General features: G+C 65.9%; 11 protein-coding genes. 7 read left to right on the top strand and 4 right to left on the bottom strand.

Going from position 1 to position 20,968, the window contains the following annotated elements:
- Nucleotides 1–65 precede the first annotated feature (65 nt).
- Nucleotides 66–2,858 carry a cell wall-binding repeat-containing protein gene (locus VI480_RS02485; protein ID WP_323671233.1) on the top strand — a complete coding sequence of 931 codons (2,793 nt, stop codon included), beginning with the start codon at nucleotides 66–68 and terminating at the stop codon, nucleotides 2,856–2,858.
- Between the two features lie 61 nt (nucleotides 2,859–2,919).
- Here VI480_RS02485 and VI480_RS02490 read toward each other — a convergent pair whose 3' ends face one another.
- On the bottom strand, nucleotides 2,920–3,219 hold the full coding sequence (locus VI480_RS02490; protein WP_323671234.1) for a hypothetical protein: 300 nt from the start codon (nucleotides 3,217–3,219) through the stop codon (nucleotides 2,920–2,922).
- Between the two features lie 208 nt (nucleotides 3,220–3,427).
- On the opposite strand from VI480_RS02490, the gene VI480_RS02495 reads away from it, so the two are divergent.
- Both VI480_RS02495 and VI480_RS02500 read left to right on the top strand, forming a co-directional pair.
- Nucleotides 3,428–6,223: a cell wall-binding repeat-containing protein gene (locus VI480_RS02495; protein ID WP_323671235.1), complete on the top strand. Its 2,796-nt coding sequence runs from the start codon at nucleotides 3,428–3,430 to the stop codon at nucleotides 6,221–6,223.
- 141 nt (nucleotides 6,224–6,364) lie between these two features.
- Nucleotides 6,365–6,661, top strand: coding sequence for a hypothetical protein (locus VI480_RS02500; RefSeq protein WP_323671236.1), 297 nt, complete (start codon nucleotides 6,365–6,367; stop codon nucleotides 6,659–6,661).
- Between the two features lie 27 nt (nucleotides 6,662–6,688).
- Here the strand turns inward: VI480_RS02500 and VI480_RS02505 are convergent, their stop codons facing one another.
- Entirely contained in the window at nucleotides 6,689–7,858 is a 1,170-nt protein-coding gene (locus tag VI480_RS02505; protein WP_323671237.1) for a tyrosine-type recombinase/integrase, read from the bottom strand.
- 519 nt (nucleotides 7,859–8,377) lie between these two features.
- The gene (locus VI480_RS02510; RefSeq protein WP_323671243.1) at nucleotides 8,378–10,945 is read right to left on the bottom strand and encodes a cell wall-binding repeat-containing protein; all 2,568 of its coding nucleotides are present in this window, start codon (nucleotides 10,943–10,945) and stop codon (nucleotides 8,378–8,380) included.
- A 189-nt stretch (nucleotides 10,946–11,134) separates the two neighbouring features.
- On the opposite strand from VI480_RS02510, the gene VI480_RS02515 reads away from it, so the two are divergent.
- The gene (locus VI480_RS02515) at nucleotides 11,135–11,467 is read left to right on the top strand and encodes a hypothetical protein (RefSeq protein WP_323671238.1); all 333 of its coding nucleotides are present in this window, start codon (nucleotides 11,135–11,137) and stop codon (nucleotides 11,465–11,467) included.
- Between the two features lie 290 nt (nucleotides 11,468–11,757).
- On the top strand, nucleotides 11,758–14,568 hold the full coding sequence (locus VI480_RS02520; RefSeq protein WP_323671239.1) for a cell wall-binding repeat-containing protein: 2,811 nt from the start codon (nucleotides 11,758–11,760) through the stop codon (nucleotides 14,566–14,568).
- A gap of 402 nt (nucleotides 14,569–14,970) precedes the next feature.
- Here the strand turns inward: VI480_RS02520 and VI480_RS02525 are convergent, their stop codons facing one another.
- Nucleotides 14,971–16,083, bottom strand: coding sequence for a cell wall-binding repeat-containing protein (locus tag VI480_RS02525; RefSeq protein ID WP_323671240.1), 1,113 nt, complete (start codon nucleotides 16,081–16,083; stop codon nucleotides 14,971–14,973).
- 231 nt (nucleotides 16,084–16,314) lie between these two features.
- Between VI480_RS02525 and VI480_RS02530 the strand changes: the two genes are divergently transcribed.
- Together VI480_RS02530 and VI480_RS02535 are read left to right on the top strand one after the other, a co-directional pair.
- On the top strand, nucleotides 16,315–18,924 hold the full coding sequence (locus VI480_RS02530) for a cell wall-binding repeat-containing protein (protein ID WP_323671241.1): 2,610 nt from the start codon (nucleotides 16,315–16,317) through the stop codon (nucleotides 18,922–18,924).
- A 25-nt stretch (nucleotides 18,925–18,949) separates the two neighbouring features.
- A complete protein-coding gene (locus tag VI480_RS02535; protein WP_323671242.1) occupies nucleotides 18,950–20,761 on the top strand; it encodes a cell wall-binding repeat-containing protein in 1,812 nt (603 codons plus the stop codon).
- Nucleotides 20,762–20,968 lie beyond the last annotated feature (207 nt).

Genomic DNA, 20,968 nt, shown 5'->3' on the forward strand with positions numbered 1-20,968 from the left:
ATGGCCTGCGGGGGATGAGCGATGCAGCCGGCCCGATGTGCGAGGCTCATAGCCTGATCTCTCCGATGAAGCGGAAGAAGCGCCGCGTCGCAGCGGCAGTCTTGGCCGCGCTCATGGCGGCCTCGTTTCTGGCTGCCGTGGGCGGCACGCCGGCCAACGCTGCGAACACGTCCGGCGAGGAGCTGATCGACACCGACAACGACGGCATCGGCGACACGCGGGAGTTCGCGGGCTCGCACCGCTACAACACCGCCGTTGCCCTCGCCCAGCGCTTCGCCGAAGACGAGGACAACCTCTCCACGGTCATCATCGCCTCGGGCGAAACACAGGTCGACGCCATCGCTGCCGCCGGTCTCGCAGGCAACCTGCGGGCACCGGTCCTGCTCACTCGATCCGGCCAGCTTCCCCACAACGTCGCCCGCTTCATCGAAGAGCACGGCATCGCCAAGGTCATCATCGTCGGCGGCACCGCCGTGATACCGAACGCCATCAAGACGGCCCTCGAAAACCTCGACACACAGCCCGATGTCGAGCGGGTCTCGGGCGCCGACCGCTACGCCACAGCGGCAGCCATCGGCGAACGCATCAAGGGACCCATCCCGTCGTGGTGCGGCTCGAGACAGCGAGCCGTCATCCTCGTCAACGGCGGCGATGTCGGGCGTTCCGACTCGATCATCATCGGCCCGCTGGCGTATCGCCTCGGCATGCCGATCCTGCTCACCGAGCTGCGCACGCTGCCTCGGGCCACCCGCAACTTCATCACCGACAACGACGTGCATCGGGTCGTCATCGTGGGCAGCGACGCGGCGGTGTCCGAGCGTGTCAGAGACTCCCTGGTCGACGACCTCGACGTCGTCACGGCGCGTCGCATTGCCGGCGGCACGGCCGCCGCCACCTCGGTTGCGCTCGCCCAGGAGATGCTGCGCAACTGCGCCGACGAGCTGGGCACCAACCGCGACATGGTGGCGCTCGTGAACCGCGACGCATCCGCGGACGGCATCGCGGCAGCGCCGACGCTGGGACGGGGTCTTGGCAACGCCGGGGCAGTGCCGATCCTGCTGGTCGGCGACACGCTGCCCTCAGAGGTCCGCGACTATCTCGCCTCCACGCCCGAGACTCGCTCGGGACGTGACACGCACATGAGCATCCTGGCCATCGGCGGCACGGCCGTGGTCAGCAGATCGGTCATGAACCGGGCCGTGGAGGCGGCGCGCACCACCGTGGGGCTCACGGCGAAGATCAAGGTCGAGATCGATCCGATCACCGGCGAGTACGAGACGCACACCACCGGCGGTGTCACCGGCGGCGTGTTCACGGTGACCTTCAGCGACGATGTGAGACGTCCGGCGGTCGGCGGCTCTGTCCGAGACACCGTGCTGGACCCGACCATGTACCGCATCAACGGTCGTCGCATCGCCGGTGTCACACCCGGCACCACCAGCGACGAGCCGATCCAGCTCGTCGACGAGATCTACATCACCGATCGCACGGTCACCATCCGGCTGTCGCACATCCTCGAGCCCGGCGACACCATCACTGTGCTGGGCGGTGCCAGGGTCGGGGCCGGCGGCGATCTGCGCCGGCTCGAGCGCACGTCGCTCACGCTGCCCAAGCTCACGCCTGAGGTCGACCGTTTCGCCCCCAAAGTCGACATCCTGGCCGTGGCGGGCATGCAGACCTTCAGGGTGTTCATCACTGAGCCGAACCTGGTCCATGAAGACCTGACGAGCGTGGAGCGGGACGACCACATCCGCCTCACCGGCTACGGCAACCGCGATCTCAGCGTCACGAGCACGAGCGGGCTTCTCGACGCCGATGACGGACCGGTGGGCCGTCACACCGCCACCCATGCGGTGGACATCACCGTCAGCGAGCCGCTGGTCGCACGTGACTCGATCATCATCCAGCGCCTTGCGGTGCGCGATGAGCGGGGCATCGGCAACGCGCTGCGCCGCCTGGTGGTGCCTGAGCCGAAGGAACCCGGCAAGTTCGAGATCGCCGGCGTCTTCGTCGGCAACCAGGTGAACACGGTCAACCAGGCGAGGGCGACCATCGAGACGCTCGGCTCGCCGGGAGTGGCGAAGATGCGTGTCACCGCACGGTCGACCGGTGCTGCTGCGGGCGCCAACGGCAACGAGTGGGTGATCTACGGCTACGACGACCGGTCCGGCGCGACGCCAGAAGAGAAGGCGGCGAGCGAGAACGCCTTCGACATCACCGTCAACGTCGACGCGAACAACCAGATCATCAGCTATGTGATCTCCGAGCGGACGCCCACGAGGGACATCGGCCGGGTTGCCAACCTGCTCGACCTGGCCTCGGCCCTCAACCGCAATACCACCTTCAGGTCGAACTTCACGGTCGACTACGTCCGAGCCGACGACGGGGTGACCAAGGCCGACCCGAACGACACCAAGGAGACCCCGCTCGGCGCTACCGACTCCGCAGGCGTGCGCCTGAGCCGCGGTCTCTCGGCGGTCGGCGTGCTGGTCAAGTTCAACGATGCCGTGCAGAGCCTCACAGCGACCGGCGATGTGTACGACATCGAGACAGACCTGGTGGAGCTGGGCTCGACCGGCTGGGAGAGCAACGCGCTGTTCTCAGCGCCCACCGACGAGGTCTTCATCACCTACTGGGCGTCCGACCCCGAGGCGCTGCCGCACCGGACCGCATTCCGGATCATCATGCCCGGCCGTGCCACCAACTACCACGACGCGGACGACGACGTAACGAACGGGCTGGAAGGCACTCCCAGCAGGCGCGTGGCGCTCAGCAGCTTCCGGCCCGACAGCAGACTGAAGCCCGAAGAGCTCACCGCCACGGAACTCACCGACCTCCTCGGCCGCCTCTTCCCGTAGGCGACATGGCGCCAGCCGCCGAAGCGCACCTCCAGTCTGGCGACGTCGGCCCGCGGTGTGATCAGCCGATCACACCGAAAGCGTCAAGCCAGATCGGCAACCCAGCCGACAGGACGATGCCCGCAAGCCAGAAGTGGCGAACCCGAGCCGACCGGCGGTCCTCTTCGCGCTGAGCCACCAGAAAGTCGACCTTCGCATCAAGCTTGGCGAGTCTCGCGTCGAGTTCTGCGGAGAAGAACTCCTTGGTCACCAGATCGGGCAGCGGCGCGGGCGATATGCACGACATCAGGTACTCCGCCAGCGGTTTGTCGGCCTGCTCACAGAGCCAATCGTAGAGGCGGGAACGATCTTCTTCAGACACGGAACACTCCAGCGGCATCGAGATGGGGAGTAGCCTCGTGTGAGCATTCACACATAAGGCTGTACGTAATGAAGACGTAAGCTAGTCCCGATGTAGCTGAATTTTTAATCATTTACAGTTATTGTGATGTCTATCTGCTCGGCATCGCGGATTCGTGATTCTCGGGCCGGCCGCATCCTCGAGCCCGAGACCCGGATTGAGGTCGAATTTGACGCGATTGTGGGGTAGTTCACCCCGAGAATCGCCAGCCCGAGACCACGAGGAGCAGAGCGACACGAACGGCGACGGCGTCAAAGAGCGCGAGTTCGCCGGCACTCACCGTTACAACACTGCGGTAGCGCTCGCAGAGCGTTTCGCCGCTGACGAGGGCAGCGTTTCGACGGTGATCATCGCCTCAGGCGAGTCCCAGGTCGACGCGGTGACCGCAGCGGGTCTTGCAGGCAACTTGAACGCGCCGGTGATGCTGACGCGCTCGAACCAGCTCCCGCACAACGTGGCTCGCTACATCGACGAGCACAACGTCACTGATGTGGTTGTGGTCGGTGGCACCGCTGCGGTACCGGATGCGATCGTGACCGCGCTCGAAGGCTTGGGCTCGCGTCCGAGTGTGGAGCGCATCTCCGGTGCAGACCGGTATGCGACTGCTGCTGCGATCGGCGACCGCCTCGGTGGCCCGAACCCCACGTGGTGCGGCTCGAGCCAGTCGGCGGCGATTCTGGTCAACGGTGGCGAGGACGGCCGCGCTGATGCGGTGATCTCTGGTCCGCTGGCGTTCCGCCTCGGTCTGCCGATCCTGCTCACCGGCGCTGATGAGCTGCCTGAGTCAACGTCGAGATTCTTGACGGACAACAAGGTCGAGCGTGTCGTGGTGGTCGGCGGCATGACCGCTGTGTCGGCCGGCATCGTGAATGAGCTGGTCGAAGAGGTCGGCGTCGTAAATGTGCAGCGCATCTCGGGCGGCTCTGCCGCGGCGACCTCGGTGATGGTCGCCAAGGAGATGCTCGGCAGCTGCGCCGCCGTGCTGCAGACCAACCGCAACCTCGTCGCGCTCGTGAATCGCGACGCCATCGCGGACGGCATTGCTGCTGCTCCGGTGCTGGGCCGCGGCCTCGAGGTTGCGGGTTCGGTCCCGATCCTGCTGGTGGGTGACGATCTGCCTGCTGCGGTGAGCGACTACCTGGCCTCCACTGCTGAGGTGCGTGCCGGAAACAAGACGCACTTGGACATCGTGGCGATCGGCGGCACTGCTGTGGTCAGCAACATGGTGATGGCAGACGCCGTCGCCGCCGCGAAGACCTCCAGCATGCTCACTGCGGAGATCAAGGTTGTCAAGAACGCGACCGGCACCGCGTACGAGACATGGAGCTGTGATCACGACGGCGATACGGGCACCGACGATGTGGTCTGCGGCGGCGTGTTCACCGTGACATTCAGCGACAACGTCAAGCTGCCCGTGGACGCCGACGATCCTGGCGACGGCATCCAGGACGACGAGTTGCGCGGAACCGCTCTCGACCCGACGCTGTACCGGCTGAACGGGCGCCGCATCGAGGCACTGCACACTGCTGCCTTTGACCCCCGCTTGGCCCCAGCACCCACGGGAACGGACGAGGAGCTGATCGGCTACAGCGACCTGGTGTTCACTGCGGATCGCACGGTCAAGATCTATCTGTCGCACGTCTTGGAGCCGAATGACACGATCAGCGTGGTCGGCGGCGGCAAGATCGGCGCCAAGGAGGACATGCGTCCGCTCGAGGATGCAGAACTCAAGCTCGGCAGTCTCGTTGTTCCCGTCGACCGCAGCGCGCCGTCAGTGGAGATTCTCGCTGTCGCAGGCAACGACACGTTCGATGTGCTCGTGACCGCGTCGGCCGCGCTCTTGCACGATGAGTTGGAACTGGGCGACTTCGCGGACTATGTCGAAATCAAGCCCAAGGCCACTGGAAGCACCACCGCGGTCTCCGCCACGCCCGTGCCGTCACCCCAGACTCCGAGTCGGCAAGGCGTGGTCGCGCGATGGCGGGTGACTGCTTCAGCGGCTCTCGCTGCGGGTGATGTGATCGAGGTGGATCGCAACGCGTTCCTCGGCAAGAACGGCCGTGGCAACGCGCTGGAACGCGAGACGGTCAAGGCCGTCAAGACCAACACGGCGCCTCCGACCGGCACCGGCGACTTTGAGATCGTCAGCGTGTCAATCGGCGACTACGTGCACACGGCGCAGGCGACAGCGGTTGTTACAGCTGTCGAGCCAGATGCCGGTGCCAAGTTGATCATTGGCGCCAAGAAGGGCGGCATCGCGGACGGCGCAGTCGGTAACGATTGGGTCATCTACGGCTACGACGACCGCCCCGACAGCGACGGCACCATCGACGGCGTGCAGAACGGCAACATGTTCAGCATTCGTGCTGCCGTGGACACTGCGAACAAGGTCATCAGCTACACGATCTCCCAGACCAGTCCGCCCACGCCGCTGGCTTCGGGAACTGGACCGACGTTGGGGGACCTTGCAGTCGCACTGGTGTCCACCAGTGACTTCAGTGCCAACTTCAGCGTGAGCTACAACGCGCCCACTACCCAGCGCAAGAACCATGCGCTCGGCGGCACTGACGCCACCGGTGAGCACTTCGGAAACACCGCTGACACCGAGACAGTCGGCATGACCGCAGTCGGCGTGGTTGTCAGGTTCAACGCGCACGTGGCCAGCCACGTTGAGCTCTCGGGCACCACTGCGCTTGAGGCTTCGCTTGCGCTTGAGGCTTCGCTCGGGGGAACTGCTGCTGTAACCGTCACCCATTTGACCCCGGACAATCAGCTGCACATTTCGTACAGCTCGAGCATGATGACGGCACTCCCGAAGCGTTCCGGATTCCGCGTCATCCCGGCCGATGTCGCGTTCGGCTACGACGGGGCGGGTACCGCCAACAGTGCCGCTGGCACCGGCAACGCCCGGGAGATTCTGAACAGTCTCCGCCCGGACAGCCGCATCAAGCATGTGCTTCCCTAGAGAGCTGAACCCACGATCGGGCAGCTTCGCCTGATCAACGGCTGAGCCGGCCCAACAGCCGGCGAGACCAAGAAGGACCCCGGGGCTCCGGCCCCGGGGTCCTTCGCATCTGAAGAAGATCGATCTCGGCTCTACGCTTGGGTGCGTGAGGCGACCGACGAGCAGGCAGCGGAGTACCTGATGTCGTGCCTCCCACCAGCACCGCTGTCCGACTTGGTCACCAAGGAGCACTTGGAGACCGTGCTGGTGGCGGAACTCTCGAAGTTCGCACTGACGCAGGCTTCCCAGCGCGAAGCCGACCGCGCCGAGCAAGCCGCCCAGCGCAAGGCCGACCGCAAGTGGGTGTTCATCGTCGGCGGATTCATCGCCGTGGAGATCGCTGCAGCCGAGGCGGGCTGGTTGGGCCGGCTCTTCGATCTCTTCGCTGCGGCATTCTGACCAAGTGAGTCGCCGAGCGGCGGCGGGCTAGCTGGCGAGGAATTCGCCCCAGGCCTGCATCATCGCCCGGCGTTCTTCCAGCCGGTCGGTGCGCTGGTAGGCGGCCCGCACTGCGTTGCGGTCCTCGTGAGCGGTGGCGCGGTGCACCGTCATCGAGTCGTAGCCGGCCTCGATCGCCCAGTCCGAGAACGTGGAACGCAGCCCGTGGGTGGTGGTGTCGATGCCGAGCTCGACGAACATCTTGATCGGCACGTTGCGATGCAAGGGCTTGCCCGAAGCGGTGGGGAACACATAGTGCGACTCGACGTCTTCGAGCTCGGCGAGCCGGCGGGCGTTGGCCAGCACGCCCAGGGCGAAGCCCGACAGCGGCACCCGGTGCTCACGGCCGGCCTTCATGCGCTCGGCGGGCACGGTCCACACGTCGACGTCGAAGTCGATCTCGGGCCAGGTGACTGCCTGGGCCTCGCCGATCCGCACCGCCGTGGCCACCACGAACTCGAACAGCCGCGCAGCCATCGGCCGGCGGTAGCTGCGCGCCAGCCGCAGCGCCGCCGGCACCTCGGGCCAGGCGAGCGCCCGATGGTGTGCTGCCTGGTGGTCGTTGCGAGGCAGAGCTGCTCGCACCGCATCGCACGGGTTGTCGTCTCGCAGGCTGTTCGCCTTCGCCCAGTCCATGAGCACTGCCAGCCGCTGCAGGAGCTTTCTGCCGAGCGCCGGCTTGGACTGCCAAATCGGCATGAGCACGTGGATGATGTGGGCCGACGTAATGAGGCTGACGTGCACGCCCATGAGATCGCCCACATGACGCTCCAGCGATGATCGCCAGTCGCGAATTGTCTCGGGTTTCATCTTGCGGAGCGGAATCACGGCGTCGAGCGCACGCTCGAGCGTGGGCGCCGACGGGCCCGACCGAGCCCGGAGATTGATGGCTCCCGACTTGACCGACACATAGTGCTCAGCAGCGAGCTTGCGGGCCTCCGACAGCGAGACGGCCGGATAGCTGCCGAGCCCACGTGCGACCCGCCGCCCGCCGGCCCCCCGGACCTCGGCGACCCACGACTTGGTGACGCCTCTGGAGGCCACCTTGCTGGGGCTGACGACCAGTCGAAGCCCTTTGCTGCCGCGGCCGTCTCCATACCGGCCCGGAGTCGAGCATGACTTCACGAACTGCGCAGTGAGTGGTTGGTGATTGGGCATAGCCGGCAATCATTTACGTCTCTTTTACGTACAAATGACCCTAGGCGTACAGGCAGCTCCAACGTGACGCCGAAACCGGCACTCGCGCCAACGAAGATGCCCCGATTTACGCCTATATATGCAGGTCAAAGCTAGTATAGTTTACACTACTAGCAGACTTCTATGCGGCTGGCTCAGACCGGCATAGCGGGTATTTCATGCCATTGCGGTGCCGTTGTGCAGCGACAGATATTGGCCGGAACTGTGGCCAGTTCCGACAAGCGAGCCCACCACCGATGCCACCCGTGCCGGACTGTTGGAGGGGCTCACACGCTCGGGTCTCGGGTCGCTGGTCGAGCGTTGTGCCGACCCCACTGCGCGGCCACGGCTGCGCGCTGTCGAGGACTGACCCGCTGACTCAATCCGCTGAAATGCGAAGGACCCCGGGGCCGGAGCCCCGGGGTCCTTCCTGGTCGTGCCGGCTGTTGGGCCGGCTCAGCCGTTGATCAGGCGAAAGTGCCCGATCGTGGGATCAGATCCCTACGGCATGATGCTCGAATTCGGGCGGAGACTGTTCAGAATCTTCCGAACCGTCTTGATGTCCGTCTCGCTGCCGCCCTCCGGCGTGTACGTGCCGTAGCTGGTAGCGACCTCGGCCGGGATGACCCGGAAGCCCGCCCGTGCGGGCAGCATCTTCAGGTTCGACGAGGTGTACGAGATGTGCACCACGTTGTCCGGTGCCAGGAAGCTCACCGTGCCCTCAACGGTGGACCCTGCGGGTCGCAACGCGTTGGCAAGAGTGTCGCCGTCAGTACCAGCGAGCTCCTTAACCACATCGTTGAACCGGACGACAACGCCAACAGCGGTCATACCGGGGGTCTCAGTCGCGGTGTCGTCGCCGAAGTGTGCGCCTGCCGGGGCAGTCGCACCGAGTGCTGTCGCCTTGGTCTGCGAGTCTCTGTCGCCATAGTCGACGCTGAAGTTCGCAGCGAAGTCGCTGTTCTTCACAAGAGCACCTGCCAAGTCGGCCAAGTTGGCTACCCGTCCGATGTCCTTCACCGGCTTCACTTCCGAGATGGTGTAGCTGATGACCTGGTTGGCCGTGTCGACAGCGACATCAATGTTGAAGGCGTTGGTGCTCGCAGTTGGATCGGTGCCCGGCCGGTCGTCGTAGCCGTAGATGACCCAGCCGTTACCTGCAGCACCAGCAGCAATGCCGGATGCCTTCGCAGCGACGGTCAGGGTCGAGCCAGTGCCGCCGAAGACCGCTGTGGCCTGCGCTGTGTGCTTGTGATCGCCGATGGACACGCTCGAAACCTCGAACTTGCCCTGAGCCTTGTGGGCCCCGATGGTTTGGCGACGCAACGCGTTGCCGCGGCCGCCCTTGTCAAGGATCGCCTGGCGCTTCACCGTGATCACATCACCGACACCCAGCGCCGGAGTCACCGCAACTGTCATGCGTGCATGGACACCCTTGCGCTCGTTGGCGTCAAACGCGTCCGTCGGCTGCGCAGAAATTGCAACGACCTTCGATCCCTTGCCGTCGACCTCGATGAACTGATCCCACTCGCTCTGAGTGAGTTCGTTGTGGAGGATGTTCGGCTCGGTCACGTAGACGACGAAAGTCTCGGCGCCGTCGTAGGCGACGATCTCGACGACGGGTGCCGTGCGATCCGCAGTGGACGCAAGAGCACCCAGAGTCAGTGAGGCTGCCTCGAGCTTGCGCATGTCGCCGTTCGCGCCGACCTTGCCGCCGCCGACCACGCTGATCGTGTCGCCGGGCTCGAGGATGTGCGACAGCTGGACGCGCACCGTGCGATCGGCAGTGAAGACCAGATCAGTGATGCTGATCGACTCCTCGTTGCCGGTCTCGGTGTCACCAAGTGCCTCGATTCGGCGTCCGTTGAGGCGGTACAGCGTCGGCTTCAAGACCTCGGCTGATTGGACGTCATCACTGAAGGTGACTGTGAACACACCGCCAGTGATGGCATCGTCGCCTGTTCCGGTCGTGTGGGTCTCGTACTTCTTGGTGGTCGGGTCGACCTTGACTTTGATGGTTGCAGTCAGGCCAGCGGAGGTCTTGGCTGCTGCGACGGCGTCTGCCATCACCATGTTGCTGACCACAGCAGTGCCGCCGATCGCCAGGATCGACTGGTGGGTCTTCATCCCGCCGCGGACCTCAGCGGTCCCCGACAGGTAGTCACTGACCTCAGCGGGCAGCTCGTCGCCGACCAGCAGGATCGGAACCGAGCCGCCGTCGCCGAGACCGCGGCCCAGCACCGGAGCGGCGGCGATGCCGTCCGCGATCGCGTCGCGGTTCACCAAGGCAACCATGTCCTTGCTGGTATTGAGCACCGCGGCGCAGCTGCCGAGCATCTCCTTAGCAACCATCACAGACGTCGCAGCAGCAGAGCCGCCAGAGATGCGCTGCACGTTGACCACGCCGACCTCTTCGACCAGCTCGTCCACAATGTCAGCCGACACGGCGCCCATGCCGCCGACAACCACGACACGCTCGACCTTGTTGTCAGTCAAGAAGCTCGCAGTGGAATCGGGCAGCATGTCAGCGCCCGTCAGCAGCACCGGCAGTCCCAAGCGGAACGCCAGCGGACCCGAGACGACCGCATCGGCGCGTCCGTCCTCTCCGCCGTTCACCAGGATCGCCGCGGTCTGCGTCGATCCGCACCACGTCGGGTTCGGTCCGCCGAGGCGATCGCCGATCGCAGCAGCGGTGGCATACCGGTCGGTGCCGGAGATGCGCTCCACGCTCGGACGCGAGCCAAGGCTCTCCAGCGCGGTCACGATCGCGTCGGGCACTGCAGCGGTGCCGCCCACGACTACGACGTCGGTGACGTTGTGCTCGTCGATGTAGCGGGCCACGTTGTGGGGCAGCATGTTCGAGCGCGTCAGCAGCACCGGCGCATTCAAGTTGCCCGCAAGACCCGCCGCAGTCACGGCGTCGACCTGCGACTCGCCTGACGCGATGATCACGGTCGAGATCGAGCCCTCGTCAGCAGCGAAACGCTGCGCCAGCGCTACCGCGGTGTTGTAGCGGTGGGAGCCGGCGAACTCGCGGCTGTCGGGAACCCCGTCGCCGTTCGTGTCGATCTGGCGCGCACCGCCTTGATGTGGGGCTACTTCACAGCGGCATTCCGTTTACGTACGCCGTTACGTGCAGGCCGGGCAAATTTGCTTGCCGTCAACGTTCAATGGCAAACACTGAAATTCATTTGAAATCATGCAAGCTCACTTCGTACGTTCGGCGACGATCCCATCTCGTGATCGAAGGAGTTCGCCGTGTCTGAAGAAGATCGTGCCCGCCTCTACGATTGGCTCTGTGAGCAGGCCGACAAGCCGCTGGCGGAGTACCTGATGTCGTGCTTGGCGCCCGCGCCGCTGCCCGACGTGGTGACCAAGGACTTCTTCTCGGCTGAGCTGTCGGCCCAGCTCGCTCACTACGCCACCAGAGAGGACCTTCACCGGCTCGAGACCAAATTCGAGTCCAGGTTCGACCAGCTGCTCCTGCTACGCGAGGCCGATCGCAAAGAGGCGAAGCACCAGTTCCGCTGGCTTGTCGGCATTGGCATAGCGATCCTCGGCGTCATCGTCGGGTTCGGCATCTTCTCCTAGTCCTCATCAGCCCTTTCGAGGTTCTCATACGCGCTGCCCAGCACCTGCAAAGTGCACTCGACGGCCACTTGGCCATGTTCTCTTCCCACAACCATGAAGAACTGTCTAGGGACCGGCGCGAACTGCTAGATCGCAGCTTGCGCGGTGGGGTACCACGCCGTACCCTTCACAAAGGCCGTGTCACAAGGTGCGCCCTTGCGCGGTTCTACATGTCAGGCGGGAGATCGGTGCCATGCGGCGTCGGCGCCCGGCACCAATAACCCATGATTTCCAAGCAGGAGGCTCGGAACTTGACTATTCGAACTAAGCGGAGGGGCCGCACCCTCGCTGCGATCTTGGCGGCGATGCTCATGGCATCGGTGCTCTCGGTCGTAGCGGGTGGCCCGGCTCAAGCCGCAAATACCTCTGGTGAGGTGCTGATCGACACGAACAGCGACGGCATCGGCGACACTCGCGAGTTCGCCGGCTCTCACCGATACAACACAGCGGTAGCGCTCGCGCAGCGCTTCGCTGACGACAACGGCGGGGTCACCACGGTGATCATCGCCTCGGGTGAGACCGAGGTCGATGCCGTGACCGCTTCTGGTCTGGCTGGCAATCAGGACGCGGCGGTGCTGCTGACGCGCTCGAACCAGCTCCCGCACAACGTGGCCCGCTACATCGACGAGCACAACGTCACCGAAGTGATCGTGGTCGGCGGCACCGCCTCGGTGCCCGATTCGATCATCACGGCGATCGAGAGCCTCGGCGCTGATCCCGACGTGCAGCGCATCTCTGGCGCTGACCGTTATGAGACGGCTGCGCGGATCGGCAACGAGCTGGGCGGACCGAACCCGACGTGGTGCGGGTCGACCCAGTCGGCGGCGATCTTGGTGAACGGCGGCGCCGAAGGCCGTGCGGACGCAGTGGCGATTGGCCCGCTGGCGTACGCGCTGGGCTTGCCGGTGCTGCTCACCGCTGCTGATGAGCTGCCTCAGGCCACCGAAGACTTCCTGACTGACAACAAGGTCGAGCGGGTCGTGATCGTGGGCGGCGAAGGCGCTGTGTCTGCTGACATCGAGGACGATCTGGTCGAGAACGTTGGCGTGGTGAACACCCAGCGCATCTCCGGCGGCACTGCCGCTGGTACCTCGGTCGACATCGCCAAGGAGATGCTGGGCAACTGCGCCGATGTGCTGGGCACCAGCTCGACCATGGTCGCTTTGGTGAACCGTGACGCGACAGCGGACGGCATCGCCTCGGCGCCGGTGCTGGGACGTGGTCTCGGCGGCGGCGGCCCGGTGCCGATCCTGCTGGTCGGCGACGAGCTGCCTGCTGCGGTCAGCGACTACCTCGCTGGCACTGCTGAGGTCAACTCGGCTGGTCAGAAGACCCACCTGGGCATCCTCGCGATCGGCGGCACCGCTGTGGTCAGCAACGCAGTGATGGACGCTGCCAAGATGGCGGCGAAGACCTCCGGTGACATCACCGCGACCATCAAGGCGGCGAAGTACTCGGTGGCGGATTTGGTCGGCGGGAACATCCCGGCGGGCAAGTCGGTCGGCGACTACAAGAACATGTTCACCGTGTCGTTCAGCGACCCCGTCGCCGATGCCTCGGTGTCGGACCCGACGCTGTATCGCATCAACGGACGGCGCCTCGAAGCACTGGTCGACACCCAGACCGGCAACGAGGAATCGCTCGCAGCGAACCACAAGATTGATGTCGCCAACGGCATCGTGACCGTCACCTTGGTGCACGCTCTCGAAGAGGGCGACACGATCACCGTCGTGGGCGGCAGCCAGGTCGCTCGTGCCAGGAACGGCGACCGGCGTCCGCTGCAGCAAGCAGAGGAGACCCTCGGCGCTGTGACCACCGCGCAAGACCGGGCGGCTCCGAGGATCGAGATCATCGCGGTCGCCGGCTCGGCGAACTTCGATGTCCTCATTCACGAGCCGAACGTGCTCTACAACGAGCTGACCGTGAACACGAACCTCTCGGAGTTCATCTCGGTCGCGGGCGCATCGATCCCTGCATCGACCAATGACGCCGATCCTCCCGTGAGGACCGAGCGCACCGACCGCGCCGTGACCATCACAGGCGTCACCACGCAGACTGCAACTGGCCGTACCGGTGGACCGAGCGTGGTCAGGCTGCAATTCACCGTGACCGCCGCGGCCACGGAGAACAGCCCGAACCAGACGGATCCGGCGGACACCCTCATCCCGGGCGACGTGATCACGGTGAACCGCAACGCGGTCCGCGATGACGACGGCCGGTCCAACGCGCTCACCCGTCACACGGTGCAGAAGCTGAAGGATGCGGGCAAGTTCGAGGTCTCCAGCGTGTCGATCGGCAACGTGCGTCACGGCACCCTTGCCGGCGGCGGGCACGCCATGGCAACCATCGGTGACGACATGGTCGTCAAGGCGAAGGCCACCGGTGGCGCTGCGGGTGCTCAGGGCAACGGCTGGAAGATCTACGGCTACGACGACCGTCCCAACGGCGAAGCGAACGTCTTCGAATGGGACATCCGAGTCGGCGTCGATACCGCCAACCAGGTCATTAGCTTCACGATCTACCAGAAGCCTGCAGTTCCGGGCTTCGAGAAGGTCGCGAGAGCTGCGCCGAACCTTGGCAATCTGGCCGACAAGCTGGCCGCTGACGACGACTTCGCAGCCCACTTCTCGCTGGACTTCGTCCGGGACGTTGACGGCAACACCGACGATTCCAGGTCCACTGCGCTGGGGGCGACCTCCGCGACTGGTGTGCCCTTCACCGGCGGTACGAGTTCGGTTGGTGTCGTGGTTCGCTTCAACGACAATGTGGAGACGCTGCTCAACGACGGCACAGATCTCGCCTACGACATTGCTGCGGACTTTGACGCTGGTCTGACCGCAACGGCCGGCGACGATGGGCTGACGGTGACCTTCGCTGCGCCTGACAACCAGGTGCACATCTCGTACACCTCCGCCAGCATGTTGAACCTGCCCAAGCGGTCCGGGTTCCGTGTCATCGCTGCCGGCGTGGCAACCAGCTACGGCGCGGTCGACGGCACTGACACCACCAACATCCGGGAGATTCTGAACAGTCTCCGCCCGGATGCCGGCGTCTCGCCGTAGGGATCTGATCCCACGATCAGGCACAACCGCCTGATCAACGGCTGAGCCAGCCACCAGGCTGGCAAGACCAAGAAGGACCCCGGGGCTCCCGCCCCGGGGTCCTTCGCGTCTCCCCACCAGCTCGCCCCACCCGGCGCTCTCCGACGCGTCCGAAAACGGGTTCGTGTCGGCGAAGCGCGCGGTTATGGTGAGTTCAGCCTCGCTGCCCGGCTGATGCGGCGGTCGATTCCAAACCACCAGAGCGCCATTTAGCGCCGCGACGCTCAGTGAGGCCCGATGTCCGTCACGGCCGAATCGACCGCCGCTATGACCGCAGCGACACTCCCCGGGGCTGTGGTGGCGGCGCTGCTCGCCGTGCTCCGGCGCCCCACCAACTGAACCAGATTGATCCTGCCGCGGCGATCACGCCTCGCGATCGATGCCGAGGTAGGCGTCGAGTGCTGATTGGGACACCGCTGCGTCTCCGCCGAACACCGAGAGCCCGAGGGGGTCCGGCGAGGCCGTGAGCCGTGCGTCGTCCAAGAACTGAGCGGTGACGTCGGGCAGGGCCTTGGGGTTTGTCAGCACCAGCGATGCGCAGAGCTGTGCAAGCAGCGGCGCTGCGCTGAATGCGTCGAACGGGACATCGCCTCGTGCCAGCCCCACGCGGGTGCCGTCGAAGCAATCGACATCGACGGTACCAGTGGCGAACTTGGCCGCGACATACCGGGCGGTCATCGTGGCGGTGTCGAAACGGGTCTTGCCGGCCATCCGGTCGATGTTGGTGATGCCCAGCTCTCTAATCACTGCTTCGACGTCTTCGGAGAGCGCAGCGGTGCCGCCCATGAGCACGACATGAGCGATGTCTCGTTCCTGGAGGTACCTGGCGACCTCGGGGTGCAACTCGTCACGAGGCGTCAGCAGCACTGGCAGGCGCAGCTTGCTCGCCACCGGCCCGGCCACGAGCGCGTCCGCGAACACCTCGCCGTTGGCGATGATTGCCGTGCGACCGAAGCGAGTGAGGCCCCCGATGCCGAAGAGCCGTCGAGTAATCGCGACACTGGTGTCGTACCGGTCGGTGCCGTGAGTGCCGAGGCTGGCGAAGCCTGCTTCCCGGAGATCGGCGTGCACCTGCGGCGAGACGTTGGAGTGGGGCCCGATGCCGGTCGAGACCACATGCACCTGCTTGGCGTTCACCTGCTTGAGGAAGGCCAGTGTGTCGGCCCGCAATTCGTCGGGCGGCGTCATCACCACCGGTGCTCCGAGGGCAGCTGCCAAGGGAGCCGAGACCACAGCGTCGTACCAATGCTTGGCAGAGACCATCACGACGTTCTCGATGCTTCCCCCTGCACCGTCGACAAAGGCCTCCGCCATCTGCAGCGACGTCGCGTACCGATCTTCGGCGCCGAACCGCTCGATGTCCACCGGTCCGGGACCGGTTTCTACGGCTTGTGCCGATGCCACCGTCACCGGCGCCGCCAGCACTGCAGCGGCCAAGACAGCAGAGATAATGGACGCGACTACTCGCCGTGACACGAGGCCGCACGCTATTGATGCACCCGAGTCGGCTGCGCTGAAGGTGCCGTTGTATTCGATGCGCGCCGGTCATACACGGTGGTATCGGGCGAGTGGCCTCGATTCTGGGGACGCTTGCTGCGTTTCGGGGGAGCTCTGCACTGTCGGCGGGCGTGTCGCTGTTTGGCGCATCGGCGGTACTACGGTCGCTGCTAGGTGGACGACAACTGAACCCCTGCTTGGAGACTCCAGATGAGCGCTCGCGTCCCGCCGGTGGTCGACGGCTCGCGCCCCGGCCCTGCAGCCAGCCCAGATGATCGTCGAACGAAGCAGCGTCAGCGGCGGCGGGTGATGCGAGTGCTGGCGGCCATGGTGATGGCTGCCGGCGCAGTTGTGCTGACGGGATCGCCGGCGCAGGGCGCTGCTGCGGTCATCAGCGTGGACCGGCTTTCGGGCGCCGACCGCTACGCGACGGCAGCGGAGATTGCCGAGGCCTTTGCCGACGAAATCGAGGGCCGCGGACGACCTGCGATCGACACCATCCTGGTCACCTCCGGCGCCGACGCGCACTTCGGGTGTGCCCTGCCGGCGCCGGCGCTGTCACGCCTGTACGAGGCACCACTGCTGCTGACCGAGCGCTCGAAAGTGCCCAATTCGCTCAAGCGTTTCGTGGAGGACTGGGACATCGACCGGGCCTTCATCCTCGGCGGCACCGACGTGGTGTCCGACGACGTCAAGGACGAGCTGGAGGACCTCAACAACGTCGATGTCAAGCGTGTGGCTGGCGACGACTGCTACGGCACCGCCGTAGAGGTGGCCGAGCTGGTGGGCTCGTCGCCCGGCACTCCGGGCACGTACCGTCGAGAGGGCCGCACGGCGTTGGTCGCCACCGGCGAGGTGTTCGCCGACGCCCTGGCGGCAGGACCGCTGGCCTACACCGGCGAGCACCCCATCTTGCTGACGCCGAGGTCATCGCTCGACTCGCGCGTGTCGCAGTTCCTGCGCAGCAGCCGCACCGAGCACGTGATCATCCTGGGCGGGACGGCAGCGGTTTTGGGCAGCGTGGAGCGGGACATCGAGCGGCTCGGCATCTCAGTGGAGCGCCTGTTCGGTGCCGACCGCTACGCCACTGCTGTGCGCGTGGGCGAGGAGCTGCTGGGCAGCAACCCGCCGCAGTCGTGCTTCGCGGGCGATGAGGTGGGGCTGGCGTACGGGCGCAGGTCTCCCGATGCGATCACGAGCGGACCGCTGCTGGGAGAGCTCTGCGCCCCGCTGCTGCTGACCGACCTGCGGGATCTGCCCCGGTCCACCAGCGACTACCTGGAGGCGGACGACTACGTGACCGGTGATGCAGACGGCGACCTGCGCATCACCGTCTTCGGCGGCACCGCCGCGGTGTCGCGCAGTGTGGAGAATGACGCGGTACGCGCTGCCCGGCTGCGTGAGATCAGTGCCTCGGTCGTGGCTGTGGAGGGGGCCTGCCACTTCACGGTGAACTTCTCCGAGCCGGTGCGCACCTCTGATGCACGCCTGGCAAGCAACTACACGCTCGACCGCCGCGCCCTCAACAGCGGCATTGCCCGCGTCGACGTGGGCAGCGGCTCGAGCACCAGCAGAGCTGTCGTCATCCTCGCCGGCGCGACCGGCGGCTCGACCATCGCGGTGCCGACTGGCTGCCTCGACCCGCTGGAGACCCGCGACCGGGTCGGCGTGGAAGGGCAGTCCATCAGGGGCGCAACCGACCGGCGCACGGTACGCGATACCGAAGTGGCGGTACGCTCCGACAACACCCGGCCCAGTCTGACGGTGACCGCACCCGATGGCGGCGTCGAGGTGGTGGTGGACATCAGCGAGCCCGTGATACAGAGCAGCTTCGATGTCACGTTTACCCGCGACCGCGAGGATGAAGTGGTCGGCGCGTTCGTGCTCGAGGGTGAGAGCCGGTTCACCATCTTCGTGCCCTACGCGGAGCTGGAGCAGGGCGACCGCATCGTGATCCCCTCGGGGGCAGTCGAGGACTTCGCGGGCAACCGGAGCCTGCGCGAGCTCATCACCGTGCGGCGTGACACGGTGCTGCCACGGGTGCAGAGCGTCACGGTGACCGAGCCGGTGGCGCGGGCGGCGTCGTTCGTCGAGCTCAGCGGTCACTACAACCGGACGCGGGTGGATCGGGTGCTGCGCATCGAGGCGCTGGACGACGGCGATGCTTACGGCGCAGCCGGGAACGACTGGGAGATCAACGTCGAGGTCGACGCGGGGCTGGCTGCCGGCGATCCGTCGCGGATCACGGTGTCGCAGACACAGCAGCGGATCAGCGTTGCGACTTCGGCCGACACCGAGGTGCCCGACCTGGTCGACGACCTGAACCAAGACGTCGAGTTCGGCGAGCTGTTCGTGGCCGACTTGACCGACCATGAGTTCGCTGACGACGCCACCATCTCCGAGACGCTCAACTATGTCTCGTTCTCCGGCGGTGTCAGCACGGTCGATCTGAGGCTGACCTGGACCGAGCCGGTGCGTGGCTGCGATGCCGATGATCGCGCGATCCGCCGGGACCGCATCGAGATCGACACCAACGCCAACGGCGTCGGCGACTTTGCCCTCGACGGGGTCGGCGCGGCGGCCAGCGGCGTGGCCTTCGTGGCAGCACCAGACGGCAATCAGTACATCGTTGCGGGCACGGCTGCCTGCGACCTGTCGCCGGGTGTGGCTTCGGGCACGCTGGTGGCACGGCTGGAATCGCAGATCATCGCTGAACTGCCGACGCTGCGTTCGAGGGTGTTCATCCGGGCTGGCGCTGCGTACGACCTGCGCGGCAACCCAGCAGCGAATCAGTCCATCAACGCGCTGCGCAGCCCGTAGCGGCGTCGACGAACGGAGTGCCGACGTGCCACTGGGCGATGGGTCCGGTGGCGGTGGTGCGGGCGGCGGTGGACGAGGGCGCTCGCGGCGCACACGCGCACTGGTGTCGGTATGTGCGGTGGCCGCGGCAGCGGGGGCGCTGTCGTTGGGCAGCGACCCGGCGCAGGCGGCTGCCTCGGAGGTGGAGACTGAGCGCCTGAGGGGCGCCACCCGCTACGAGACAGCGGTGGCCATTGCCGATGCCTTCGCGGACGAGGTGGAGGAGGGCCAGTTCGGCAGTGACGTGGATACGGCCATCGTGACCTCGGGCGCCGACGAGCACTTCGGCTACGTGCTGCCGGCCCCGGCGCTGGCACGGCGCCATCAGGCGCCCGTGCTGCTGGTCGAGCCCGATGACCTGCCCGACAGCGTGCGCACGTTCATCGAGCGGCAGGGCATCCACAACGTCATCATCTTGGGTGGCGTCGATGTGGTGTCGGCCGAGGTCGAGGCCGAGATCGATGGCTTGGCTGGCGTGGGAGTGGAGCGCATTGCCGGCAGCGACGCCTATACGACGGCGGTGCAGGTGGCCGAGCAGGTCGGCTCGGCGGCCCGCGTTCCCGGGCCGTTCCGTCGCGCCGTGCTTCTGGCCACGGGCGAGGCGTTTGCCGATGCACTCGCTGCCGGTCCGCTGGCGTATGCGGGCCAGCACCCGATTTTGCTGACGCGCTCGGATGAGCTGCCGGCGGAGGTGGTGGCATTCCTCAAAAGCAGCAACATCGACCGCGTCGTGATCTTGGGCGGGCTGTCGGCTGTGGATATCGATGTGGAATTCGAGCTCGAGAACCTCGGCATGACGATCACGCGCTGGTCGGGCAAGGATCGCTTCGAGACAGCCATCGAGATTGCGCTGGCGCTGCTGGCCGACGACTCGCCTCAGGGCTGCTTCGACGGCTCTGCGGTGGGCTTGGCGTATGCCTGGAGATCGCCTGATGCGATCGTGAGCGGCCCGTACCTGGGCGAGCTGTGCGCACCGTTGCTGCTGGTCGATCGGCGGGTGCTGCCTACGGGGGTCAGGGATGTCCTGGAGGCCGACGGCAACTTCACTGGCGACAGCGGCGGCGACTTGTTGATGACGGCGTTCGGCGGCAGCGCCGCCGTCTCCGAGCAGGTGCTGCGGGCCGCTGCCAATGCGGCCGAGCTGCAACCGTTGCTGGCCAGGGTGTTCGCCGCTGACGGCGGCTGCCACTTCCGGGTGACGTTCGACGATCCCGTGCTGACAGTGGACGCCGAGGATCCGCGCAACTACTTCATCGACGGGCTGCTGTTGGATTTCGTCGGGGCCACGGTGGACGCCGGTTTCTTTGAGACGACCACCGAGGCGGTCATCACGTTCGCGGGCGCCAGCGCTTTGGACGACGATGTCGTGCCTACGGGCTGCCAAGCGCCGTTGCGGGCACGCGACACGGTGGGTGTGGCCGCTAAGCGGATCCACGCTGCTGACGGCCGCACGGTGCGGCGGGCGGAGCTGTCGGTGCGTGCCGACAACATCCGGCCGAGGCTGTCCATCAATGCGCCGCGCCGGGCGACCTCGGTGATCATCAGGACCAACGAACCGGTCGTCGGCGCCGAGGGTGCGCCGACGATAACGGTGGAGTTCCGGCGCGCCGGGCTGACCGCGGTGACCGTCACGGCCGACGTGACGCCCGGCGGTTCGCGCATCGATGTGGCGGTGCCAGGCGAGTTCGACACCGACACCACCATCGGCCTGCGACCGGGTGACCAGGTGGTGGTGCGAGCAGATCAGCTAGAGGACCTAGCCGGCAACCGCAATCTGGCCGCCATCCGCACCACCTAGCTCCAGCCGGGGTGTTGTCACAACGTCCGAAACCGATGGCGCGTTTGTTGTCATTTGCGCACTCGTCTTGCCAAGGCCTGAATGTCTGTGGCGACTATGCCCACTGGGTGGGTCTGTCAGATTTTCTGTGTATCCGGCGGTGGTGGTTTTCATCGGATGTGGTCGGCGATGCGGTCGCCGTAGTGGACGGTCAGGGTGTTGAGGATG

It is taken from the genome of Candidatus Poriferisodalis multihospitum, from assembly GCF_028283155.1.
In the GTDB taxonomy this organism is placed as follows: Bacteria; Actinomycetota; Acidimicrobiia; order Acidimicrobiales; family Poriferisodalaceae; genus Poriferisodalis; species Poriferisodalis multihospitum.